Origin of the sequence: Chitinophaga dinghuensis, assembly GCF_003259435.1 — a bacterium.
In the GTDB taxonomy this organism is placed as follows: Bacteria; Bacteroidota; Bacteroidia; order Chitinophagales; family Chitinophagaceae; genus Chitinophaga; species Chitinophaga dinghuensis.
Genome location: NZ_QLMA01000009.1, coordinates 26,740 through 51,549, shown reverse-complemented (window position 1 = coordinate 51,549; position 24,810 = coordinate 26,740). Strand labels below are relative to the sequence as shown.

At 45.2% G+C, this 24,810-nt stretch carries 24 protein-coding genes; 6 read left to right on the top strand and 18 right to left on the bottom strand.

The window, feature by feature from the left end:
* The first annotated feature begins 82 nt into the window (after positions 1 to 82).
* Positions 83 to 697: a MarR family winged helix-turn-helix transcriptional regulator gene (locus CLV59_RS23745; protein ID WP_111594593.1), complete on the top strand. Its 615-nt coding sequence runs from the start codon at positions 83 to 85 to the stop codon at positions 695 to 697.
* Between the two features lie 63 nt (positions 698 to 760).
* Here CLV59_RS23745 and CLV59_RS23740 read toward each other — a convergent pair whose 3' ends face one another.
* From CLV59_RS23740 to CLV59_RS23670, 15 genes are all read right to left on the bottom strand, one after another.
* Positions 761 to 976 carry a hypothetical protein gene (locus CLV59_RS23740; protein WP_111594592.1) on the bottom strand — a complete coding sequence of 72 codons (216 nt, stop codon included), beginning with the start codon at positions 974 to 976 and terminating at the stop codon, positions 761 to 763.
* A gap of 139 nt (positions 977 to 1,115) precedes the next feature.
* On the bottom strand, positions 1,116 to 1,604 hold the full coding sequence (locus CLV59_RS23735) for a DUF420 domain-containing protein (protein WP_245950943.1): 489 nt from the start codon (positions 1,602 to 1,604) through the stop codon (positions 1,116 to 1,118).
* A gap of 161 nt (positions 1,605 to 1,765) precedes the next feature.
* The gene (locus tag CLV59_RS23730) at positions 1,766 to 2,458 is read right to left on the bottom strand and encodes an SCO family protein (protein WP_111594590.1); all 693 of its coding nucleotides are present in this window, start codon (positions 2,456 to 2,458) and stop codon (positions 1,766 to 1,768) included.
* A gap of 54 nt (positions 2,459 to 2,512) precedes the next feature.
* Positions 2,513 to 2,920 carry a cytochrome C oxidase subunit IV family protein gene (locus tag CLV59_RS23725; protein ID WP_111594589.1) on the bottom strand — a complete coding sequence of 136 codons (408 nt, stop codon included), beginning with the start codon at positions 2,918 to 2,920 and terminating at the stop codon, positions 2,513 to 2,515.
* Positions 2,921 to 2,991: 71 nt separating this feature from the next.
* Positions 2,992 to 3,666 carry a cytochrome c oxidase subunit 3 gene (locus tag CLV59_RS23720; RefSeq protein ID WP_111594588.1) on the bottom strand — a complete coding sequence of 225 codons (675 nt, stop codon included), beginning with the start codon at positions 3,664 to 3,666 and terminating at the stop codon, positions 2,992 to 2,994.
* A gap of 27 nt (positions 3,667 to 3,693) precedes the next feature.
* Positions 3,694 to 4,257: a cytochrome c oxidase subunit 3 gene (locus CLV59_RS23715; protein ID WP_111594587.1), complete on the bottom strand. Its 564-nt coding sequence runs from the start codon at positions 4,255 to 4,257 to the stop codon at positions 3,694 to 3,696.
* Positions 4,258 to 4,276: 19 nt separating this feature from the next.
* Positions 4,277 to 5,152: a heme o synthase gene (gene cyoE / locus CLV59_RS23710; protein WP_245950942.1), complete on the bottom strand. Its 876-nt coding sequence runs from the start codon at positions 5,150 to 5,152 to the stop codon at positions 4,277 to 4,279.
* A gap of 134 nt (positions 5,153 to 5,286) precedes the next feature.
* Positions 5,287 to 7,101 carry a cytochrome c oxidase subunit I gene (locus CLV59_RS23705; RefSeq protein WP_111594585.1) on the bottom strand — a complete coding sequence of 605 codons (1,815 nt, stop codon included), beginning with the start codon at positions 7,099 to 7,101 and terminating at the stop codon, positions 5,287 to 5,289.
* Between the two features lie 115 nt (positions 7,102 to 7,216).
* Positions 7,217 to 8,257 (bottom strand): cytochrome c oxidase subunit II, encoded by a 1,041-nt coding sequence (locus CLV59_RS23700; protein WP_111594584.1) that lies wholly within the window; start codon positions 8,255 to 8,257, stop codon positions 7,217 to 7,219.
* Between the two features lie 63 nt (positions 8,258 to 8,320).
* On the bottom strand, positions 8,321 to 9,526 hold the full coding sequence (locus CLV59_RS23695) for a quinol:cytochrome C oxidoreductase (RefSeq protein ID WP_111594583.1): 1,206 nt from the start codon (positions 9,524 to 9,526) through the stop codon (positions 8,321 to 8,323).
* Positions 9,527 to 9,573: 47 nt separating this feature from the next.
* Positions 9,574 to 10,182 carry a c-type cytochrome gene (locus CLV59_RS23690; protein WP_111594582.1) on the bottom strand — a complete coding sequence of 203 codons (609 nt, stop codon included), beginning with the start codon at positions 10,180 to 10,182 and terminating at the stop codon, positions 9,574 to 9,576.
* Positions 10,183 to 10,256: 74 nt separating this feature from the next.
* Positions 10,257 to 10,850 carry a DUF3341 domain-containing protein gene (locus CLV59_RS23685; RefSeq protein WP_111594581.1) on the bottom strand — a complete coding sequence of 198 codons (594 nt, stop codon included), beginning with the start codon at positions 10,848 to 10,850 and terminating at the stop codon, positions 10,257 to 10,259.
* A gap of 45 nt (positions 10,851 to 10,895) precedes the next feature.
* Positions 10,896 to 12,332 (bottom strand): NrfD/PsrC family molybdoenzyme membrane anchor subunit, encoded by a 1,437-nt coding sequence (gene nrfD, locus CLV59_RS23680; protein ID WP_111594580.1) that lies wholly within the window; start codon positions 12,330 to 12,332, stop codon positions 10,896 to 10,898.
* A gap of 111 nt (positions 12,333 to 12,443) precedes the next feature.
* Complete coding sequence (locus CLV59_RS23675) at positions 12,444 to 15,497, bottom strand: TAT-variant-translocated molybdopterin oxidoreductase (RefSeq protein ID WP_111594579.1); 3,054 nt, start codon at positions 15,495 to 15,497, stop codon at positions 12,444 to 12,446.
* Positions 15,498 to 15,569: 72 nt separating this feature from the next.
* Complete coding sequence (locus CLV59_RS23670; RefSeq protein ID WP_262511913.1) at positions 15,570 to 16,784, bottom strand: c-type cytochrome; 1,215 nt, start codon at positions 16,782 to 16,784, stop codon at positions 15,570 to 15,572.
* A gap of 496 nt (positions 16,785 to 17,280) precedes the next feature.
* Between CLV59_RS23670 and CLV59_RS23665 the strand changes: the two genes are divergently transcribed.
* Genes CLV59_RS23665 through CLV59_RS23655 form a run of 3 tightly spaced genes read left to right on the top strand, consistent with a single transcriptional unit; the run spans position 17,281 to position 19,333 of the window.
* A complete protein-coding gene (locus CLV59_RS23665) occupies positions 17,281 to 18,027 on the top strand; it encodes a copper resistance protein NlpE N-terminal domain-containing protein (RefSeq protein ID WP_170137904.1) in 747 nt (248 codons plus the stop codon).
* A gap of 40 nt (positions 18,028 to 18,067) precedes the next feature.
* Positions 18,068 to 18,634, top strand: a complete 567-nt coding sequence (gene purN, locus CLV59_RS23660; protein ID WP_111594577.1) for a phosphoribosylglycinamide formyltransferase — start codon at positions 18,068 to 18,070, stop codon at positions 18,632 to 18,634.
* Between the two features lie 36 nt (positions 18,635 to 18,670).
* Positions 18,671 to 19,333, top strand: coding sequence for a hypothetical protein (locus CLV59_RS23655; protein WP_111594576.1), 663 nt, complete (start codon positions 18,671 to 18,673; stop codon positions 19,331 to 19,333).
* Here CLV59_RS23655 and CLV59_RS23650 read toward each other — a convergent pair whose 3' ends face one another.
* From CLV59_RS23650 to CLV59_RS23640, 3 genes are all read right to left on the bottom strand, one after another.
* Complete coding sequence (locus CLV59_RS23650) at positions 19,334 to 21,787, bottom strand: TonB-dependent receptor (protein WP_111594575.1); 2,454 nt, start codon at positions 21,785 to 21,787, stop codon at positions 19,334 to 19,336.
* Between the two features lie 133 nt (positions 21,788 to 21,920).
* Positions 21,921 to 23,102, bottom strand: a complete 1,182-nt coding sequence (locus tag CLV59_RS23645) for a GTP-binding protein (protein WP_111594574.1) — start codon at positions 23,100 to 23,102, stop codon at positions 21,921 to 21,923.
* A gap of 12 nt (positions 23,103 to 23,114) precedes the next feature.
* Positions 23,115 to 23,528, bottom strand: a complete 414-nt coding sequence (locus CLV59_RS23640) for a MerC domain-containing protein (protein ID WP_111594573.1) — start codon at positions 23,526 to 23,528, stop codon at positions 23,115 to 23,117.
* Positions 23,529 to 23,699: 171 nt separating this feature from the next.
* Between CLV59_RS23640 and CLV59_RS23635 the strand changes: the two genes are divergently transcribed.
* Complete coding sequence (locus CLV59_RS23635) at positions 23,700 to 24,326, top strand: SCO family protein (RefSeq protein WP_111594572.1); 627 nt, start codon at positions 23,700 to 23,702, stop codon at positions 24,324 to 24,326.
* 12 nt (positions 24,327 to 24,338) lie between these two features.
* Positions 24,339 to 24,773 carry a Fur family transcriptional regulator gene (locus CLV59_RS23630; protein WP_111594571.1) on the top strand — a complete coding sequence of 145 codons (435 nt, stop codon included), beginning with the start codon at positions 24,339 to 24,341 and terminating at the stop codon, positions 24,771 to 24,773.
* The last annotated feature ends 37 nt before the right edge of the window (positions 24,774 to 24,810 follow it).

Below are 24,810 nucleotides of genomic sequence, written 5' to 3'. Positions count from 1 at the left end.
TATGTCACTAATATGCTATTTACACCCATGCTTTAATATTGTACCTTGCCCCGTCAACTATTAAGGACAGCACGAATTTATCATGGGGAAAGTATCCACATTCAGCCCCGAGCAACAGGCCGACAATACATCGAGCAAAGTCGTAGCCGCTTTGGAGCGTTTATCAGAAGCGTTTAGAGTGCTTCTCTGGCAAGAGGCCACACAGTATGGTTTGAGTCCGATTCAGATTCAGGTTCTTACCTATTTGCTGCATTATCCTGAAGAAAAGCGAACAGTAACTTCGCTGGCTTCTTATTTTAACATGACGAAAGCTACTATCAGTGATGCAGTGAAATCACTGGAGCAGAAGAAGTACCTTGTTAGAAAGGCCAGCCTGACTGACACGCGTAGTCACAGTTTACAACTGGTGAAAGAAGGGAAAGCAATTGCGAAGAAAGTAGAGCGCTTTGCACAGCCGTTACAGGACAGCGTTGAGCTGACACCGGTAAAAGAGCAGGGAGCATTACTGGAGCAACTGATGCAGTTGATTTATCAGCTGAATCAGCAGGAGGTGACTACCACACAGCACATGTGTTTTAATTGCCAGGCCTATACCTTAAAGAAAGGTCATTATTGCAGTATTATGAAAGCAACATTGAAGCCTGCGGATCTGCGGGTAGATTGTCCTGCTTTTGAATTGAGAGTGGAAGAAGCCTAATACAGGCAAAACCAATCAGAAAACAGTTACGGCAGGAGAATCTCCTGCCGTATAATTTTTATTTTAAGCTTCCTGGTTGCTTTTCCACCAGCGGAAGGCAAGAAATCCAATTATCACAAGCGGAGTAAGTGCCAGCATCAGGATACCGTTGTTGAGGCCTTTTGCGGGGCCTTCACCGAGTTGCTGTGCCGTTTTGGTACACAGGGAACACTGTGCCATCAGTTGATTGCTAAACGTGAGCATCCATCCCATCAAAGTTATATAACACAGTTTCTTCATCTGTCATTCTTTTGGTCCTGTAAAATTAACACATCCAGCGGAAATTTGAGTAAAGAATTAGGGGTGAGTACTGGCTGTCTCCCTATAAAAAAAGCAGACCATAGCGGCCTGCTTCATTAATATTTTACCCGTAGATAAGTTAGTGATAATACGGAGAGATCATCATATACACGATCACACCGGTCACCGCCACATAGAACCAGATAGGCCAGGTAATTCTGGCGATCTTCTTGTGCTTTTCATAGTTATGCTGGAAAGCACGTAATAAGGTGAATAATACGAATGGTACAATGATAGCTGCCAGCACGATATGTGTCAGCAACAGGAAATAGTACACATATCGGATACTACCTACGGTAGCTTTCTCGGCTGCGTCAACGATACCATCGTGGTTTATATCTCCAAAACGCGTTTCAGGCGCAAGGGCATGATAAGTTACATAAGACAGCAAGAAGATCACTGACAGTACCACAGCGATCAAATTAGCCGTTTTATGGGCCTTTGGATGACCGTTTTTAATGAAGTAGAGACTCGCTACCAGCAGTACTGCAGTAGCTGAATTCAGAATCGCATGAAACAGCGGTAGAATTCTGATATCGAAACCAGGGTGAAGGTCTGGTTTAGGCATATAAAACAGAATTGCTACCAATACGGGGATAACAATAGAAACAATTGTTATCGGGACATTCAAATTCTTATTTTTCAGATCCATGATATTTCCGCAAAGTGAAAGGTGAATAAAGAAAGGTGAACAACCTTTCTCTATTCACCTTACATATAAGAGTTATATTATTTTCCGGAGAACAGTCCTTTCAGGAATTTGGCGAAAGAAGGTCTTTTCTTTTCTTTGGCCAGATTCAGGATAGATACATCGGTCGCCAATCTTTTGATATCATTGGAATCGAGGCCGTTGTAGTATCCGCGTATATGCCTGTTTTTATCGATGAGCACAATCTTCTCGGTGTGTACGAAATCATCCGGACCGCCGTCTCCTTCAGTAACAGAGACGAAGAATTCGTGTCTGGCGAGGTCGTAAATTTCTTTTTTATCACCGGTCAGCAGCCACCAGTTATCGGGATTTACTTTGTAGTCGTATGCGTATTTACGCAGTCTGTCTACGGAATCCCTTACAGGATCAACTGAGAAGGAAAGAATTTGCAGGAGCGTATCATTTTTGGTGTATGCGCTTTGCAGCATTCTAAGGTTCTTGGTGAGGGTAGGGCAGATGCTTGGGCAGGAAGTGAAGAAGAAGTCAACAACCAGGATCTTTCCTTCCATGTTTTTCAGGCTGACCTTTTCACCAAGTTGGTTGGTCATCTGGAAGTCTCTTATGGTATGGTAAACCGTATCATAAGAGACATTCCCGTTATTCACGACAGTGTCGACTCTTTCGGGACTGTAATAGCGTGGGATGGGCACGGCATCTTTACCATAGTGATCTACAATCAGATAACCTGCCAATGGCACCAAAATCGCCAACATTACTCCTAATAAAGCCCTGCGTGAGATGATCCTATAATTTTAAAGTCAAAGTAATTAGTGATGAGGCTCGTGTTCTGCGTTTGGCACTTTAGGTGCTTCTACTTTAGTACCTGGAGCGAGATCTTTTCTCATATTTTTCCAGGAGTGACCTTCGTAGAGGAACGCGATAATGAACCAAACAAACAGCAACAGTGGCATGAGGATGGTCATTATCAGGTTTCTGATTTCAGAACCCAGGTGCATGAAACGTGCAACGATATAAAACGCTTTGAAGAGAGTCAGGATGATGAATACACCATTCAAGAACATTCTTGGCATGAAGCCATATTCCAGGTGTAAAAATGCCAGACCTACTTCAAAAACAGTAATAGCCAGCAGAATCCAGAACGTTTGCCAGATAACCTTGGTAGACGACTCGTGGTGAACAGGTTCAAGCACTTCAGCAGACTGTGTATGTTCCATTTCTATTTTCTATTAAAATAATTCTATAATCAGATTCCAGTTAATCAATAAACCTTGTAAAGGCGCTGCTATTAAAGCAGGTAGAAGCAGGTGAATACAAATACCCAAACCAGATCTACAAAGTGCCAGTACAGACCTACTTTTTCAACCATTTCATAGTGACCTCTCTGTTCGTAGGTACCTTTCAGTACGTTGATCAGGATGATGATATTGATGATCACACCGGATGTTACGTGCAGACCGTGGAAACCGGTAATGGTGAAGAAGAAGTTAGTAAAGTTGGTAGTAGCAACAGTACCATCAACGTTAGTGAAAGGGTTACGACCCCACCATGCACCTTCATGATACAGGTGTGTCCATTCCCAAGCCTGGCAGCTAAGGAAGGCGATACCACCAATAATGGTGAAGATCATCCATTTAGCCACTGCTTTTTTATCTCTGTGGTGACCGGCGTGTACGGCCAGTACCATTGTTACAGAACTCATGATGAGGATGAAGGTCATCAAGCTCACAAACATCAATGGGAGGTTTGCATGTCCCGCACCAGGGAAAGACTTGAACACTTCATTCGGATCAGGCCAGGATGTGCTGGAAAACCGGATGGTACCATATGAAATCAACAATGCGCCGAAAGTGAACGCATCTGATATCAGGAAGTACCACATCATCAACTTGCCATAGTTCACATTAAAAGGAGAATAACCTCCGGCCCACCATTTTTTCTTCGCTGTAACTGCTGTATCCATTGTTTATTTTATAAAATTTTACAAAGTTTATCTCGCGATACTTAAAAATACTAACAGGTAAATCCACAGGATGTCTACGAAATGCCAGTAAGTTGCGGCCACTTCAATAGGCACTGCGCTGTAGGTACGAACACGTGTTCTGTAAGCTCTGAAGAACATTACCAGTAAGGCAACAACTCCACCGAGCACGTGCAGGATATGCACACCTACGATTACATAAATAAAGGATGCGGAAACCGGTCCGGAGAGCGGTAATCCTTCGGATTTCATTTGGGTGAATCCGATCCATTGACAAGCTGCAAATACTACACCCAGGATAGCCGTTAGGGTTATCAGCTGTTTGTAGCGTTGCATATTCCTTTCTTTAAACTGCTTTAAAGCCAGGTGTATGGTCAGACTACTGAGTAAGATTACGGCAGTAGAGAGCCAGAAAATATGTGGTAATTCAAAAGCAAGCCAGTTAGCCTGCGACCTCTTCACAACGTATGCACTGGTAAAACCGATGAACATCATGGTAATGCTACCCATGGCGATCCAAAGGGAATATTTGTGCGGATGTATTTTCTTACGTTGTATGCTCATTGTTTGCATCACTTCCTCCTATTTCAGATTAATATTTATCCAGCAGCTGTGACAGCTGAACGATTGTCAGGTAAATATAGGAGCCGAACATCAGTTTCCTTGCAGCTGGAATATCGTTCTTACGGTACAGATTAACTGCCCTGTATAAGAAGAATAATCCGGCTAAAATGGCAACGATGGCCGAAATCCGTCCTGTAATGTGCAGCAGATAAGGAGCTACGCCTGCTGGAATAATTAACAGCGTATATAACACTGCCTGCAATGCGGTGAATTTATTAGGTTCACCGTTGGCAGGTAATAATTTGAAACCGGCCCTGGCATAGTCTTTATAAGCAATCCAGGCGATAGCCCAGAAGTGCGGAAATTGCCAAAGGAATTGGATCGCGAACAGAGACCAGCCGCCTTCTGCAAGATTATTGGCGCCTGCAGCCCAGCCAATCAGCAGGGGCATAGCGCCCGGAACAGCACCCACTAAAACGGCGAGTGAATTCCATTTCTTCCAGGGAGTGTATACGAAACCGTATAACACCAGCGACAAGAGGCTTAATGCGGCACTTAACCAGTTAAAGCAGAATCCCATAATGAGGATACCGCTTACTCCGGTGATGACAGCCAGTGCGATCGCTTCGCCATTGGTCATCCGACCAGCTGGCAGCGGACGTACGGCAGTGCGTGCCATTAGCTTGTCCGTTTCCTTTTCCCATATCTGGTTGATGGTATTAGCTGATCCGGAAACCAGTAACCCACCAGCAAATAATAAAAGAACTTTTACAATGTTAAACGCCACCTCCGGCACCAGCAGATAAGCCACCACAGAGGAGAATACCACCATGAAAGTGAGATTAAACTTCATTAACTGAGAGTAATCCTTCACTTTGCTTGCTACTGCATACGATGTCGACAACTTTATGGAGTTTTCTTGCAACATTTTTTTTCTAACCACATCCTGAAAATTAGCTCAGGACAAATTTACAAACATCACAGTTAAACAAGTTCCGGCAGGCAAACAAATACCTGCCGGCACCTGAAATATTATTGTTAGTGACCTGATTCGTTAGGACCGAGAGGCTCAGTCTGAGGAATAAAGTCTCTACCATCTTTACTGTAATCATAAGCCCAACGGTGAACTTCTGGAATTTCGCCAGGCCAGTTACCGTGAATACCGTGAATTGGAGTGGTCCATTCCAGGGTAGTGGCTTTAAATGGATTCTGGGTAGTCATTTTTCTACCTTTGAAGATGCTGTAGAAGAAGTTGAACACAAACAGCAGCTGCACCGCGAATACGAGGATTACTACGAAGCTGATGAATTGGTTCAGACCACTGAACTGGTTGAAAGAAGTCCAGGTAGAGTAGTCGAAATATCTTCTAGGCATACCCGCCATACCTTCGTAGTGCATAGGCCAGAAGATGCAATAAGCACCTACCAGGGTTACCCAGAAGTGGATATAACCCAGGGTATTGTTCATGAAGCGGCCATACATTTTAGGGAACCAGTGGTAAATACCGGCGAACATACCAAAGAATGCAGACACACCCATTACAATGTGGAAGTGAGCGATTACGAAGTAAGTATCGTGCAGGTGAATATCGATAGAAGAGTTACCCAGCCAGATACCAGTCAGACCACCGGAGATGAAAGTGCTCACGAAACCGATGGAGAACAGGGAAGCAGGGGTAAAGTTGATATTACCTTTCCAGATGGTGGTCAGCCAGTTGAACACTTTGATGGCGGAAGGAACCGCGATCAGGAGTGTTAACAGTACGAAGAACGCACCAAGGAATGGGTTCAGACCAGTCACGAACATATGGTGTGCCCATACGAGGAAGGCCAGGATACAGATAGCGAACAGGGAGCCCACCATCGCGAGGTAACCGAAGATTGGTTTGCGGGAAGAAACCGCGAGAACTTCAGATACCATACCCATTGCAGGAAGGATAATGATATATACCTCAGGGTGACCGAGGAACCAGAATAAGTGTTGATAGAGGATTGCGCTACCGCCTTCGTTAGCCAGTGCTTTACCAGCGATGAAGATGTCGGACAGGTAGAAGCTGGTACCAGCATGACGATCCATGAGCAGCAGGATGAAGCCTGACAGCAGAACAGGGAAAGACAGAACGCCCAGTACAGCGGTAAAGAAGAATGACCAGATTGTCAGTGGCATTTTGGTCATGCTCATACCTTTAGCACGCATGTTGAGGATAGTAGAGATGTAGTTCAGACCACCCAGCAGCTGAGACACAACGAACAGCGCCATGGAGGTGAGCCACAAGTCCACACCTATTTTAGAACCGATAGAAGCATCACCCAGTGCACTCAGTGGAGGGTACATTGTCCAACCACCAGAAGCAGGACCTGTTTGAACAAACAGGGAGGCCATCATTACCAGGCTCGCCAGGAAGAAGAACCAGTAGGAGAGGCAGTTCATGAAAGGGGACGCCATGTCGCGGGCACCTACCTGCAGAGGAATAAGCAGGTTGGAGAAGGTACCAGACAAGCCGGCAGTTAATACGAAGAATACGAGGATGGTACCGTGCATGGTAACCAGAGCGTAATATGCTTCAGGGGAAATACGACCACCTTTCGCCCAGTGGCCGAGGATGCTTTCCAGCCAAGGGAAAGTAGCATCGGGATATCCGAGTTGCAAACGGAACAGTACAGAGAAGAAGGCGCCAATGATAGCCCAAATAATACCTGTGATCAGGAATTGTTTGGCAATCATTTTATGGTCCATGCTGAACACATACTTAGATATGAAACTTTCATGATGGTGCCCATGATCATGGTGATCATGTGCTCCCGCGCCGTGCATAACCTCCTGTTGACTGTGCAATGTTGCTTCGTTACTCATAATCGGTTCGGTTTATTTATAAACTCACACCCGGGAAGTTTCTTCGTGAGTGAGTTTTATTTTGAATGTTATTAATTGTACTCCGTCAAAAATTTCTTCTTCACAAAATTAAGGCTTACTTGATATTGGCAGCCACAGTTTTTTGTGCACTATCAGCCTTAGGAGCTGCAGCAGGCGCATCCGCCGGGTGAGCCAGGCTGTATTGAGTAGGTTGTTTTGCTACCCATGCATCATATTCTGCTTGTGTTTCTACCACGATTACGCCTCTCATGGAGTAGTGACCGGAACCGCACATCTGATCGCAAGAGATTTCGTAAGTGAAATCAGGGTTGCTGGTTTTCTCCTTCATTTGTTTAGTAGTGAATTTAGGAGTGAACCACAGTGTGGTTGGGATACCAGGAACCGCATCCATTTTCAGGCGGAACTGAGGCAGACCAACGTCGTGAATAACATCGCGGGAACCGATTACAAATTTTACTGGTTTACCAACTACCAGGTGAACTTCAGTTGCCTGGAAGTCATCTTTACTCAGCGGATCGTTCCAGTCAACACCCAGCTCATTGGACGCGGCAGGATCAATCAGATGAACGCTGCGACGGCCGAGCTGACCATCTTTACCTGGGTAACGGATCAGCCAGTTAAACTGTTTACCGGTGATTTCAACGATCGCTGCATTAGCAGGAGCGTCGGAAGTCAGCTGGAACCAGTGTTTCAGACCGAAAGCTACGAGGATAGTCAGGGCGATAGCCGGGATAACTGTCCAAATAACTTCGAGTTTATTACTATGTGGGAAGTAGAATGCTTCACGGCCTTCTTTTTCCTGATATTTGAATGCAAATACGAAGAGAAGAATCTGTGTAATTACAAACACGACACCGGTGATGAGGAGGGTAACGTAGATTAATTTATCTACGCCTTCACCCTGATCAGAGGCAGATTCGCCCAGGATTTTCCCTTTCAGCAAATCGTTACAGTAGTAAACTCCTATAAGCCCCAGCACCAGGAATGCTATCAGCAGAAAACCATTGATACGGTTACTTTGCTGGCGCGCTTTCTTTTCTCCCTTCAATATGGACACATATTCGCTCGCCTTCGCAATCTGGAAGATGACTATGAATATGAGAACAACAACTAAGACTGCTAAAAATCCTGACATTGCTATATGAAATAATTAAGTTATCTAATGCTTTTGTTTTATCTGTTCTCCATTAGCACCTGACTAGGTGTGGTGAATAATACTCTCTTTCAGGTAAGGGTGATTTTTTGGAACCAGTGCAGCTTTAGTCAGCTGGTTGGAAACCAGGAATATGATCAGCCCAACAAAACCTAAGCCTAAGCCCATCTCGTACCAAGGGAACTGCAATTGTTTTACAGTACCTGGGTAAACCATTTGCCAGAAATCGAGCCAGTGACCTGCGATGATAACGATGGCAATGAATACGATAGCGGAATAGTTACGTTTTGTATCCCTTTTCATCAGGAACAGCAACGGAGTGATAAAGTTGATCAGCAGGTTCAGGAAGAAGATTGGACGCCATTCGCCCCACACGCGTGGTTGGAAGTAAGCGGTTTCTTCTGGCATGTTTGCGTACCAGATCAGCATATATTGAGAGAACCAGAGGTAAGCCCAGAAGATGCTGAATGCAAACATGAATTTACCGAGGTCATGCAGGTGTTCTTCAGTAACGTAAGTGAGGTACCCATTTTTTTTCAGGTAAACCACGAACAGAGAGATCAGCGCCAGGCCAGAAACCCAGGTGCTGGCGAAGGTATACCAGGAATACATGGTAGAGAACCAGTGAGCATCGATGCTCATCAGCCAGAGCCATGGAGTGGTAGAACCAACGCTGAGGGTAAATACTACCAGGAATCCACCTGCTACTACGGTATTTCTCCAGAGGATTTTTTTACCGGTTTCAGGTTTCAGATCCCAACCATCTTCTTCCTTAGACATGTTACGGATTTTGATGGTAAAGAATATCCACAGACCCAGTGTCAGGATGGTAGCGATGGTGAAGAAAGATTTGTTCAGGAAAGGCGCTTTCCAGGTCAGAATTGGATCTTCGTGTACGTGGTGCAGGTTAACCCAGTGGTAGATATGTTCTTTACCACCAAAAACCAGGGCCATCACTACAACGAAGAGGATAATCGCCAGAGCAGGAACTGCCATGGAGATCGCTTCAGGAACACGACGGAATGCAATCTGCCAACCACCATGTGCCAGGGTTGTAGCAGCAATAAAGAAGGTGCTGGCTAATGTAATCAGCAAAAAGAAGCTGCTATTTTGCAACAGGCCTGCCCAGAAACGTGTAGCGTTCTCATCCTTGAACGCGATTAATCCGATCAATAAAGTCAGCAAGCCCACGCCCATCAAAACGAAGCTGGTCTTTTTTAATCTTGCTGGAACTACAAATTGGTCTTTCATTATCGTATTTTAAAATACTTGTTTGAAATTCAGTTTAACTCTCATTCTTATTTAGCGGCTGCGCTATCTTTAGCAGGAGCGGCTGCAGCGGCTGCAGGTGCAGCGGATGGAGCGTTCTTGCTTTTGATATAAGCTGCTATCTTCCAGCGCTGTTCTCTGTCCAGCTGGCTGGCGTAGCTACCCATTGCGTTGTAACCGTAAGTCATCACATGGAAGAGACGACCTTCAGTGTAAGCTGCTTTAGGACCGGTTGCCAGATTAGCTGGTGCAGCTGGATAAGGACCGTCACCACCTTTATACAGTGGGCCGTTACCGTCCATAGCAGTACCGTGGCAAATACCGCAGTAAATGTTGAATAAGCGTTCACCTTCCTGCAGATCTGCTGCTGTGATAGTCAACGGATTTTTTACCAGATTAGCCAGAGCAGTATCTGATTCTTTCAGGTGGTATGGTAATACTTCACCTCTTTTTACTGTTCCTTCCACTGGTTTCAAACCTGACAAACGAGCACTGTAAAATTCATACGCACGGGATTCATACATGTCTGGCATATAAATCCTGCCTGGCTTTCTGTTGTTTTCCCCTCTGTTACAAGCTGTCAGGAAAGCTCCAGTTGCCAATGCGGCTACAATCAATATGTTGGAAGTCCTTTTCATCAGAATTTATTTAACTGGCAGATGTTCCTGTTGGCACAGTCGCATCTGCCACTGTCGATTTTTGCTGTTTTTAATTACGCGTTTACCGGTTTAACCTTACGGAGATAAGGTTCATCATCCTTATCGAATCTACCGAACCACCATCCTGCTTCTGCTTGTTGCTCTTCGATATCGTGAGCGCCACTTGCTTTCAGGAAGTTTTTCACTTCTTCTGCATTGGTTTTTTCAGTCAGTTCGATTACCATAACAAACTTATCATCGGTTTGTCTTGGGTGGAAGATGTGCTTTTTCACACCTGGCATTAACTGACACAGGTAGCAGAAAGTCATCACCATACCTACCGCTGCGAAGAGAACTGTCAACTCAAAAGTGATAGGAATGAAAGCTGGTAAAGGGAAGTGTGGTTTACCACCGATATTCAGCGGCCAATCCACATTGAATACCCAGCTCATAAAAGATAATGCCGTAGTAGTACCGGTAATACCGTAAATAAAACCGGCTGTGTGCAGGCTGGATTCTCTCAGGCCCATCGCATGATCGAGGCCGTGAATTGGGAAAGGAGTGTACACATCGTGTAACTTGTAACCAGCTGTACGTACTTTCTTTACCGCTGGGAACAACACTGCCTCATCGTCAAACAACCCTACAACAAAATTTTTAACAGCCATATATTTAAAAATTCAAAGTCCAATTAATTAATTCTGTTTCGTCAATTAGTGTGCGTGAGCAACATCGTGAGCAAATTTCTCATCTGGTTGTTCTTCGTACACTTCCATTTTCTCTTTAAAGTTCTCACCGGAAGTTTTCAGGATAGACTTGATCTCAGCTACCGCGATTACCGGGAAGTATTTAGCGAACAGGAAATAGCAAGTGAAGAACAGACCGAAAGTACCCATGTAGAAACCAACTTCTGGCCAGGATGGACGATAGTAAGACCAGCTGGATGGCAGGTAGTCACGATACAGAGAAGTACAGATAATTACGAAACGCTCGAACCACATACCGATGTTAACGATGATGGACATGAAGAATGTCACAGCAACGCTTCTTCTCATTTTGCGGAACCAGAATACCTGCGGAGAGATTACGTTACATGTCATCATGATCCAGTAAGACCAGCCCAGAGGACCTGCTGCACGGTATTTGAAGAATGTATCGAACTCATATGGGTTAGCGCCGTACCAAGCCATGAAGAGCTCAGTCAGGTAAGCACAACCTACCACAGAACCTGTCAGTACGATTACCTTGTTCATGGCTTCCATGTGACCAACGGTAATATATTCTTCCAGGTTGAGGATTTTACGGGTGATGATCAGCAGGGTGTTTACCATCGCGAATCCGGAGAAGATCGCACCTGCCACGAAGTATGGAGGGAAGATGGTAGTATGCCAACCAGGGATTACAGATGTCGCGAAGTCAAAAGATACGATGGTGTGTACGGAGAGTACCAGTGGAGTAGATAAACCAGCCAGTACGAGTGACAGTGATTCATGACGTTGCCAGTGCTTGGTAGAACCGGTCCAACCGAAAGAAGCTACACCATATAATAACTTACGCAGTTTAGTTTTTGCTCTGTCGCGGATGGTAGCAAAATCTGGCAGAAGACCAGAGTACCAGAACAACAGGGAAACGGTGAAGTAAGTGGAGATCGCGAATACGTCCCAGAGGAGCGGAGAGTTAAAGTTAACCCATACCGGACCGCGGGTGTTAGGGTAAGGCAAAATGAAGAATGCCATCCATACGCGACCCATGTGAATAATTGGGAACTGGCCGGCGCACATTACCGCGAAGATGGTCATCGCTTCTGCCGCACGGTTTACCCCTGTACGCCATCCCTGACGGAACAGCAGGAGGATCGCAGAAATCAGGGTACCGGCGTGACCGATACCTACCCACCATACGAAGTTGGTGATATCCCAACCCCAACCGATGGTTTTATTCAGATTCCATACACCGACCCCGAAGTAGATCTGCCAAAACACTGAAAATGCGCCGAAGCCCAACAGTGCAAGTGATATAAAAAAGCCTACATACCACAATTTTCCAGGCTTAGCCTCGATAGGACTAATGATATCTTCCGTTACCTGGTGATAATCCTTAACCCCGTCTACTAAAGGTTCTCTCAGTGTGGATTCGTATTTTAAATGCATATTCTATAAGCTTTTAGCTGCTAGCTTCTAGCTACTAGCCTTTGTCTTTTGTTATGATCTCAGATTCTGTAACTTTCTTTCTATTTCTCTTAACGATTTCCTGTTAAGATCTTACGCGTGATGCGCTTCTTCCTTGTGAGCAGATTCTTTTTCCGCTTTAGGAGCTGCATCTTTGTTTCTGATCTTAGCCAGGTAGTTGATAGAAGGCAATGTGTGGGTTTCTTCCAGCACATAGTACATTCTTTCTGTCTGTTCCTCGTTACGGATCTTGTAGATAGCGCTTTCTTTGTCGTTCACGTTACCGAATACGATTGCATCGGCAGCGCAAGCCATCTGACATGCAGTTTTTGCTTCGCCATCTTTCATTGGACGACCAGCTTTCTTCGCAGTCAGTTTAGCATCCTGCAGTTTCTGTACGCAGAAAGAACATTTCTCCATCACACCACGGCTACGAACCACTACATCTGGGTTCAGTACCATGCGGGTCAGGTTATCGTTCATGTCTGCAACATCGTACAGGTTATTTTCGAAGCTGTCCGCACCGTTCCAGTCTCTCCAGTTGAGGCGACGAACTTTGTAAGGACAGTTGTTAGCGCAATAACGGGTACCGATACAACGGTTGTAAGCCATCTGGTTAATACCTTCAGAGCTATGGTTGGTAGCGCCTACTGGACAAACGTTTTCGCAAGGAGCGTTGTCGCAATGCTGACACAGCATTGGTTGGAACACTACTTCAGGATTGTTTTCATCACCGCTGAAGTAACGGTCGATGCGGATCCAGTGCATTTCGTGCGCTTTCGCCACTTCTTCCTTACCTACAACAGAAACGTTGTTTTCTGCCTGACAAGCGATAGTACATGCACCGCAACCGAAGCAAGTGTTCAGGTCGATGGACATACCCCATTTGATACCAGGGTAGCTATAGTTACCGTACAGGGTAGCGTCTTTACGGAAATCTTTTCCGAATTTATCCAGCTCTTTCCTGTCTTCGTTTACTTCGTGTGGATTGTGTTTGAATTCTTCCAGCGTGGTTTCCTTGATGATAGGACGACCTTCGTAGCTGTTATGCGTCTGGGTCAGTGCAACAGGGTATTTATCACCTGTAGCTTCTACTGTTACTTCAGGAGCGAAGTAGTCAACAGTAGTACCGTTGAAGCTGGAGAAGATGTAAGCGTTTTTACCGATACCGCCAGCTGCTTTACCAGTTTTCTCGCTACGGCCGTAACCTACAGCGATGGCAACTACATCTGGGTGGATACCTGGAACGATCAGCAGTGGTAATACCACTTCTTTACCTTTCGCTTTTATTTTCAGAACTTTCTTCTCAGTGTTGATTTCGTAATCATCGCCCAGCTGAGTAGCAAAGGTTTTAGCGAGTGTATTGGAGATACAAGCGTAGTTATCCCAGGTTGCGCGGGTGATTGGGTCCGGCATTTCCTGTAACCATGGGTTGTTCGCCAGTCTACCGTTACCGATAGCCACTTTTTCGTACAGTACGAGTTCCAGTTTACCACCTTTCTTCGCGCTGTTGATTTTAGCGGCAGCACCTGCTACATCACCGGAGAAAGAAGCGCCGCCCATTGCTGGAGCAGTAGCTGGTTCTACGATACCGTCTTGCAGGGCTTTATCCCAAGCTTCTGCACCGCCCAGTTTAGCTACCCAAGCACCTTTCAGGTAATCTACCCAAGGTGTGGTGTTGCCAGTCCAGGTCAGGAAGGAATCCTGTGCAGCACGGGTTTTGAACAGCGGGCTGATAGTAGGCTGAACGAAGCTGAAGTAGCCAGTTCTACCTTCTGCATCATTCCAGCTTTCGAGGAAGTGATGATCAGGAGCTGCAAATTTGCAGAGTTCAGTAGTTTCATCTACGCGGTCGTTGAAGGAAATGGTAGTTTTCACTTTCTTCAGACCTTCGGTGAATTTAGCTGCATCAACGTAGTCGTAAGCAGGGTTAGTGCCATAAACGATCAGGGAGCCGATAGCGCCTGCGTTCATGTCTGCTACCAGTTTCGCCATTTCAGCATCGTTACCTTGACGATAGTTGCTAGGGTTAGCGAGATCGATAGTAGAACCGTTAGCGCCGATCGCGTTGTTGATCGCGTTAACGATGATCTGTACGTTTACGTCGTTGGAACCAGAAACAACCAGTGCTTTACCAGCATTGGCTTTCAGAGAAGCTGCGGCTTTCTTAACGCCTTCAGCAACTTTAGGGTCCAGGGTAGGAGCGGTTACGCTACCACCTACAGCAGCCAACAGCGCCAGGGCAACAGCACCAGCTTCTGATGGTTTGTGTGTATATCTTTCATCCGCGTTAGCGCCGGTCAGACTCATAGTGCTTTCGAATACGAAATGTTTGGACATTTCTGGATTCTTAGCATTGATTTTACGGGTAGCTGCGAATTGTTTTGCGTATTCAGCAGGGTTTAACCAAGTTCCCAGGAAATCAGCACCCAGGCTCACCACAGTTTTCGCATTTTCGAAGTGGTAGCTAGGGATTACTCTTTTACCGTAAGAAGCTTCGTTAGCGCCGAGGATACCGGAGTAAGAAACTGCATCGTAAACTACGTGACGGGAACCAGGGTATTTCGCCAGGAACTCACCGATTACTTTCTTAGTGGTAGGGCTCAGCAGGGTAGAGCTGAGAACTACTACAGGAGCGCCGCTCAGGGCAGCAGTTACTTGTTTATCCAGTTCTGCCCAGGTAGTTTCGTTACCAGCAATAGTAGGGAAACGCAGACGAGCAGTATCATACAGGCTCAGAACAGCACCCTGTGCTTTTGCGGTAGTAGCACCTTGGGTTATAGCAGAAGATGTATTTCCTTCGATTTTGATAGGACGACCTTCGCGGGTTTTCACCAGCAGTGGCAGGTATTCACCATCAATCGTGTAAGAAGAAGCATAATAGTTAGCTACACCAGGAGTGATTTCTTCTGGTTTGTTCACATAAGGTATAGCTTTTTTGATCGGTGTTTCACAGCTAGCAGCAATAGTAGCGGCTGCGGTGGTGAACCCCAGGTATTTCAGGAAATCCCTGCGTGGGGTTCTAGCATTCAACAGGCCTTCACTCTCAAACGGCAGTTCTTCACTGAATTCGTTCTTCACAATTTCCTGATGCGCATCGGTATTGTGCAACTCCTCCAAGCCTTTCCAATACTTTTTTTGCTCCATGTTATATTAACGAGTTACGTTTATAAAATTTGATAATCTTCTGATTTGAGATAAGAAATCTCTAAATCCTTCCTAGTAGTGACATTTTTGACATTCAGTACCACCAACCATTTCAACGGTTACGCTATCGATCTTCTTATCTTTAATATCCTGGTGGAGTTTTTCGAAGATGCTGTAGTAGTTGTTTTCAGCGAACTGAACTTTAGTAGTACGGTGACAGTTAATACACCAACCCATTGACAGGTCAGCAAACTGATGTACTTCGTCCATTTCAGTGATAGCGCCGTGGCAGGTCTGGCACTGTTGTTTACCAGCCACTATGTGTTGGGAGTGGTTGAAGTAAACGTGGTCAGGCAGATTGTGGATTTTAGTCCATTCGATTGGACGACCTGGCTTAGTATATTTACCAGCTTCAGGATCCCAGCCTACGTAATCGTATAATTTGTGGATTTCTGCGGTTCCGTCAACTTTTTTACCTTCTGCGGTAAACAGATCTGGACCACCGTATTCTTTGATCGCTTTGTGGCAGTTCATACAGATGTTCTCAGAAGGAATCATCGCATGTTTGGATTTCTCAGCACCAGCGTGGCAGTACAAACAGTTGATCTGGTTGATACCAGCATGCACCTTGTGACTGTAGAAGATTGGCTGCTCAGGCATGTAGTCTTTTTGACGACCCAGGTTAACCGCACCGTTAATGGTGAAGTAACCACCTACCATGAACAACACCAGAATACCCAGCGCGATGTAAGCTTTGTTTTTGTAGAAAGGAACTGGTTCTGGAGTAGCTACTCCCTGCTTATCACCTGCTAACTTGTTCAGGTTAGAGTTGATTTGCATCAGGATCAGGGCTACAACTGCCAGGATCAGGGTGATAATTCCGAACAGGAGACTGTTATCGCTTCCTGTGCCACCTCCACCTTCACCATTTGGTGTTTTTTCTACTACTGGAGGTTTCGCTGTATTGATATACGCCAAGATGTTCTCGATATCCGCATCCGTTAAAGTTGGAAATGCAGTCATCGCAGTCTTGTTGTATTCAACAAACAGCTGATTCGCATACTTGTCGCCAGAAGCAAGTACTGACGCCGAGTTGCGAATCCATTGGTGCAGTAATTTCTTATCTGCCCATCTGCCTTCAACACCTTGAAGTGCAGGGCCAGTCACGCGTTTGAACACGTTGTGACATGAGGCGCAATTCTGTTGGAACAGTGCTTTACCAGCGTTTGGATCCGCAGCTTTTACGGAAGAAAACGGAATTACTATACTAGCGCATAGAATAAGCACACTCACAAAATGCTTGCGCAAAAGAATGGAAACACGACGATACACAGCCTATATAGTTTAGATTTGACCTAAAGTTTCTTAAAAGTGCCAGCAAAAATAAGACAGAATGTTGACAATTTACCAACAATTAAAAAAATTTATTACCGTAAATAATCCCATTTTTTTCCTATTTTCCGAGCTATCCAATTTATTAAAGTCTTACTGCTGGCTGTTTTACTCCCCTCATTCTCCCGAACGTGCCGAATGATATCAAATATTAAGGGGATTCATCTTTCTAAACCGTCTCTCTCTCATATATAATATGGTGTGAGGTTTCAGGCTGTTATAACTATATTATATGTAGATTGGATTCGTATAGCAAGGTCCTATATCCTAACCGACTACCTTATATTATATATATGCTACGCAGTCGATTTTTCGGTCAGGTACCGTAAATTTACTTTTAATAACCTGCCATCTGTTCATAATGTTCAGTAACATCCTTAAAATTCTACCCATGCTCAGAAACGTACTGTTCTTCGCCCTCCTGACTGGCCTGGCAGCCTGTAATAACCATTCCGCCCATCAGACACTAGATTCTATACAGACGCATAATACCCCTTCCGGGTCTGTTACGCATATCACCGGCACCTACCAAGGTACCTTGCCATGCGCCGACTGCCCAGGGAAAGATTACCAGATCTCTCTATATGATGATCACACTTACCAGGACCTCGTCTCTTATCAAGGAAGAGGAAATAACATCGCCTCCGTTGAAACAGGCACCTGGAGGGCGGTAAACGACTCAATTGTCATGCTCGAAAGAAAAAATGACAGTTCCTCCTTCCTCGCAGCAGAAGGGAAACTCGTGTTACTCGACAGAGCAGGTAAACGCATTGAAGGCGTCCTCGCATCTAACTATGAACTGAAACCAGTAGAAGGAGGCGACAGACGAATACTCCTCGCCAGCAAAAAAACCTCCGGTATCAATTTCTTTGCTTCAGGCAATGAACCTTCCTGGACACTCGACATCGATAAAAAGAAAATCCTGTTTAAACTGGCAGCCGGCGACAGCATTAGCACGAGTCTCCCTAGCCCCTCTACTAACCTGGATACGCTTAAAGTCTATAAAACAAAAGATATCACCGTCACCATTCGCAGCACCACCTGCGCCGATGATATGAGCGGATATATGCGCCCCAATACCGTACAACTACAGGTAGGCGATAAAACATATTCCGGTTGCGGCGAGTTTATTAAATAGCATGCAGTACTTTTGCACCTGATTTCAAATACAGCAGACATTGAAAAATATCGCCATATTCGCTTCAGGCGCAGGAAGTAACGCTCAGAAAATTATAGACCACCTGCGTAACTCTACAGATGGGAAAGTAACCCTGATCGTTTGTAATAAACCTGGCGCCGGTGTGCTCCAGATCGCGGAGAATGAAGGAATCCCCTCTGTTTTGATCGATAAAGAAGAGTTCTTTCGTGGCGATGCCTACGTAAAGCTGCTCAAAGAGAAAAATATTGACCTGATCGTGCTGGCAGGCTTCCTCTGGAAAATACCCGCCAATCTCGTACAGGCATTCCCGGATAAAATTATCAACATCCATCCGGCCCTGCTGCCTAAATATGGCGGGAAAGGTATGTACGGTCACTTTGTACATGAGGCGGTAATCGCAGCCAAAGAAACGGAAAGCGGTATCACCATCCACTTCGTGAACGAGAAATATGATGACGGCGCACCAATCCTCCAGGAACGCTGCCAGATCACTCCGGACGATACCCCTGAGACGTTGGCAAAGAAAGTACAGGTGCTGGAACACCAATGGTTCCCGGTAATTGTGGAACGATTATTGAAAAAATAAAGGAAGCGAAACACTTCCTTCTAACCCTTCAACTGTATGAAAAAAACCCTGCTCATTTCCTGGCTGCTTTTGGCATGCATGGCTGTTACCTATGCCCAGGATCAGAAACCTTTTCATAAGAATACCTATATTAAGGTAAACCCAGCTACGCTCATCAATGAGCTGGATGTGTATCTGGAGCAGGAACTCTCTGATAAAATCAGCATTGAACTAGGTATCAGCGGCATCTATACAGACTACCCCGATTATGTACTGGCCAAGAAAATAGACTTCGGCCAGAAAAAACCAGATATCAGCACTGAACAGTTTGTAGATGGAAGAGGCCTCGGATTCAGAGCAGGACTCCGCCTCTATTTATTTGGAAGAGATATGGACACCAGAGCTGCCGGAACTTATTTCGAACCAGTGCTCTTCTTTAAAAAAGTATTCTACCCTAATGAAGAAGTCACCTTCAATAACGTTAACTACACCAACTCCGGCACAAAAGATGTCTATGGGTTTCAAATACTTTTAGGCCGACAGTTCCGTAAGGATAAAGTTATCCTGGACCCCTTCGTAGGCCTGGGAATACGCGGAAAAGTTTACCAATATACTACCTATCATCAAGGAGATAATAACACCGTCCTAGAAAATGATGGCCGACTAGTTAGCGTACTCCCAAGCATACAGCTGGGTATTAAAATAGGGCTCAAACTCTGATTAAAAAGGGACGATCACTTTCATACTCACATTCCTTCCCATATTATATATTCCCAATCGTCCATTAGGGGAGGCACTGTAATATTCAAAGTATTTTAATCGGTTCATACTGGCCTGATATGCCTTGTCGAACAGATTATCCGCCTGCACCAACAGCTCAAACAGCGGTTTGGCCTTGCGATTTACAATGGTAGTACCAGCCCCCACATTCACTAATGTGTAACCTGCTGTATATGTTTCGGTATCATCCACTCCATAGAAGTGCGACTGCGCCGCAAATACATCTACGCCACCGCGTACAAAGGCCTTACTGAAACATTTCCAGGTTTTGGCTGCGCTCAGTTTGATATCAGATCGTATATGCATGGGCGGTATGAAAGGCAGATAACGGGCTGTCTCCCCATGGAGATCTGTCAACGCTTTATTCTTATTCAATCCCTCCGTATAGGCGATACTGTTATTCCAGTTAAACCAGGACCATCTGCGGGGATGAAGATTCAGCGACACCTCCGCGCCGTACAGTCGCGCCCTGGACTGTTGATAACTATATGTAACATTCCCCGGGACAATTACCACAGGATTTCCGTTCTCATCGTATAGCCTTGCCTGATAGATATAGTTCTGTATGTTATTGTTGAATAATTCCACACTGATATCCATATCAGGCAGGTAAGCCAGGAAACCGATGTCTTCCTGCAAACTGAATTCAGGTTTGAAATTTCTGTTCCCCAGGTAAACGATGTGCGCGCCAGGGTCCAGGCCATTGGAGCCGATTTCCGTAATATTCGGGGCACGATATCCCCTGGCGATATTCCCTTTCAACAGCACCCGTTCACTAATATTATAGGTCAGGCCCAAGCTACCGGAAACGCCTGTATAATTATGACGGAAAGCCGGAAACTGGAGACTTGCGCCAGTTGTATCTTGTGCATGATAATCCATCCCGGTATGAGGATCTGTGGCCACATAGAAATCATTCCAGCGAATGTGCCGGTGATCATAGCGCAGTCCCCCAGATACATCCAGTTTTCCGAATGACTTCCTGGCGAAAAAGAATCCGCCGATATCAAACAGTTGGTAATCAGGAATAGGGAAAGCAGTAGCATCCTGGCTTTTATTCTGCTGGTACATTCCATTCACCCCAACCGCCGTTTCTACACCTCCTAGGGTAGGCAGATTATAGCGCAGGTCATAGTTTAACGTATTCAAAACTACGTATAGGCCTGGCTGTGAGGGATAAACAGGATGGTTATATTCTCTTCTTATACTTTGCTGAAAGCCAATAGTACCGGTCAGTTCGCCGCCTCCCAGATGCAGCATACTTCTGTTATACAACCTGTAATGCTGGATATGCTGATGCAGCGGATTAATCGTATACGTTTTTAGGGCAGACTCGGGTACGATAGGCCGGTCACGTATATCATCTTCATCGCCTTCTTTCACCTGGCGGGTAAATTTCCGTGTGAGGGAATCGCGGCTACCATCAGGAATTTCCTGGGTGTTATCATATAAGGTAGCCCCGAACTGGGAGTATCCCCATTTTTTATCTACATGTGCCAGTCCGGATAGATTGTATTCCCGGAATGCAGTGCCATATACATAACCGTCTACCGGATTGCGATAATTATGCGCAGTACGTATAGAGCCGCGCAGCGTGTATTTCCAGTCGTTTTGAACGAGACTTAGGCCGAGAGAGCTGCCAATTAATCCGTTGTTGGTTTGATAATCTGTGAGGAAGTTTCCTTTCAGCTTACCTTGAGGACCGTTAGGTATTTCAGGGATGATATTGATTACGCCAGCGAGCGCATCGGAGCCATAGGTGAGACTTGCAGGACCTTTTACCACTTCCGCACGGGAAACGCCGTACTGGTCTATTTCGATTCCGTGTTCATCGCCCCATTGCTGGCCCTCCTGGCGAAGGCCGTCGAATAAGGTGAGTACACGGTTATAGCCAAGGCCACGAATAAAAGGCTTGGAGATATTAGGGCCGGTAGTAACGGCACTGATCCCCGGAACGCCTTTCACGATAGCATCCACCAGGTTACTACTTACCTGCATATTCATTTCCTTTCGGCCTAAAACAGCGATGGGCACTGGATTTCGACGCACAACCGTGTTCCTGGAAACTCCAGTCACCACTACTTCATTCAACTTAGAGAGGTCTTCTTCCAGGGTAATTTCTCCCAATGTATGTACATTCTCTTTGATGGTATGCCTTATAGAGCGGCTCTGGTAGCCCATCATAGAAATGACTATATCATGCGTACCTGGTTTTACTACCAGGGAAAAACTTCCGGAGGCATCCGTCAGCGTACCGGCATGTAGTGCAGGAATAGCCACTGTAGCGAATTGTAAAGGCTTGCCATCTGCGGTCACTCTTCCTTTTAACGTAGATTGACCAAAGGCGATTAAAGCCATGCATTGTAAGTACAGAACAGTAAAAAATCTTTTCATCTTCAGATCATATTATCTTGTTTAGAACAGGGTTTTGGATAGTAACAAATGTTTAGACTTCCGAAGCTAATTTTTCACAAAACTATATCACACAATTTAAATTTGCTTTAATTATTTTTTAGACTAGCCTAAATCAATCGAACAAAAAAGGGTCTTTAAAAGCTGCTCCTTGCAGGTACAGCTTGACTTCCCGCTCATTACAGAGACAGTCATTCAGCGCCATAGCAATTTTCTCCTCGTCTAAAAATTGTCCAATAATGACCAATTCATTATATCGATCAGCGAAGCGTTCATCCCAACGTGTTTGGATCATATCCATTGTTTCGGGATCTAATTGCCAGCGTTGTCTGGGAATAGCGCACCACCAGTAGCCTGCTTTTTCCGCTCGAACTGAGCCCCCGGCCTGGCTCCAGTTTACTGCTACTTCTGGACGGGAGGCGAGCCAGAAGAGTCCTTTGCTCCGAATGATGTTGCCGGGCCATTCTTCATTGATATATGTCCAGAAGCGTTCCGGGTGAAAGGGGAGACGGCTGCGAAACACAAAGGAAGAGATGCCGTATTCTGCTGTCTCAGGCACATGGTCAGTTTCCAGTTCCGCCTGCCAGCCTGCACTTTGGGAAGTTGTTTCGAAATCAAAACGGCCGGTATGCAGTATTTCATGTAATGGTACTTTTCCGAATGATATCTCTACAATTTTTGCGTTACTGTTTAGTTTCCGGAGAATAGATTTCAGGAGTCCTAACTGTATTTCATCCACGAGATCGCATTTATTCACCAGGATGACATCTGCAAATTCCACCTGATCAGTGAGCAAATTGACGATAGTGCGTCTGTCGTCTTCCGTTGTCAAATCTTTGTCCAGCAATAATTCAGCGCTATTATAATCTTTCAGGAAATGCAGGGCATCTACTACTGTTACCATGGTATCCAATTGGCTTACCGCACTCAGATCAATACCATTGGCCTCATCCTGGTAACAGAATGTTTGCGCTACCGGAATGGGTTCAGAGATTCCGGTGGATTCGATGAGTAAATAATCGAATTTGTTTTCCGCAGCGAGCTTTTCTACTTCTTTGAGCAGGTCTTCGCGGAGAGTACAACAAATGCAGCCGTTGGAGAGCTCCACTAATTTCTCTTCTGTCTTATGGAGTACCTGTTCATTCTTCACCAGCTGCGCATCAATATTTACTTCGCTCATATCATTGACGATGACCGCTACGCGCATGTTTTCGCGGTTATGCAGCACGTGATTTAGGACAGTAGTTTTCCCTGCGCCGAGAAATCCACTCAGCACCGTTACTGGTAACTTTTTCATATGTAAGATTTTTTAGTTGGCGGTATCGGCAGGTTTATGGACAGCACAATTCCTGCAATGGCGGATATTCAACCAGTGCGCAATAATAATCGCCACCGCGCCTATGGCGATGATCAGCAGCTCCCAATCGTGCATAGCGGGAATAAAATGTCCTGCCACCAGGATCACAAAGCCCAGTGAGAACAATAGCAATGGTATTAATCGCCGGTGACGATAATAGTACCCTCTGCCCAGGGCTATACATCCAATCACAAACGAAGTTCCCAACAGTATATATTCTCCCAGGCCATGGCCCGTGAAACTGGTTCCAAAAAGAGGAATAACGGTAATCAGCAGCGGCAGGAGGGCACAATGTACCGCACACAGCAGCGAAGCTCCTATGCCCAGCGCATCCAGGTTGAGCCTGGATATCAATCGTTCCAGCATATCTTAATTTTTCAGCTCGACAAAACTATGTAATTTTGCAACAATGTTGCAAAATTTAAAAAGATTTTTTTCAGATTTTGTTAAAAAGGGGGGTCTGGGGTAAGAGTTGCTGGGCATCTCTCAACTATGTGCTACCTTTGTATATTGAACTAAACTTTAGAAGTAACGGCTATGTCAGGTAAAACAAAAGGACTTATAATATTCTTTGTGGTATTGAGTGCGGCATTTCTAGGATATGCCGGATATGTGATCAAAGGAGAGAGAGGAACATTTTTAGGAGTGGAAAAACTGCCGATTTTGGGCGCCCCTGGGCATACTGTTCCGGGATTTTCTTTCACGGACCAAACCGGGAAGACGAGAACCCAAGATGATGTTAAAGGAAAAATATATGTATCGGAGTATTTTTTTACTACTTGTACAGGTATATGCCCTAAAATGAATGCCAATATGGAAAAGGTGTATGCGAAATACAAGGACAATCCGAATTTCCTGATCCTGTCGCATACCGTAGATCCGGAGCATGACAGCGTTCCCGTATTGAAAGCATATGCTGCCAAACACGGTGCAGATGAAAAGAACTGGTGGTTTTTGACAGGAAATAAGAAGGACCTGTATCGTTTGGCACGTCAGGGATATCTGGTAGACGATGGTACTCCTGGTGGCGACGAGGACTTTGTACACACCCAATGGTTTGCACTGGTAGACAAACAAGGGCAAATCAGAGGTCTGTATGAAGGCACCAAAGAGAAAGATGTTTACAAGCTCATTGCAGACATTGACCGATTAATGCAAGAATAAAGATTTTATATCATGGGCAACAAGCAACAAATAACAGAACGGATCGCAGCCTTACTGAAAGACAGCAAACTGAGCGTGACAGAGACAAGAACTAAAATCCTGGAACTGTTCATGAAGAGTAATGGCGCCCTTGAGCATAGTGATTTTGAAAAGCTGGCAGGCAAATCGTTTGATAGGGTTACCGTTTATCGTACCCTGCAAACATTCCTGGATAAAGGCATCATCCATAAAATTCCAACCACAGATACTTCGGTAAGATATGCCGTATGTAAATCAGAATGTACGGAACATCACCATCATGATCATCACGTACATTTCAAATGTGAAGCCTGTGGTCATACCATCTGCCTGGATGAGACCAACATTCCTGAGATACAGCTGCCTAAAGGATTTGCAGCCAATAATGTAGAAGTGGTGGTGAGTGGGGTTTGTAAATCCTGTAAATAAACTGCGTTACCTTTAGCAATGATATTTAATAAGAAAT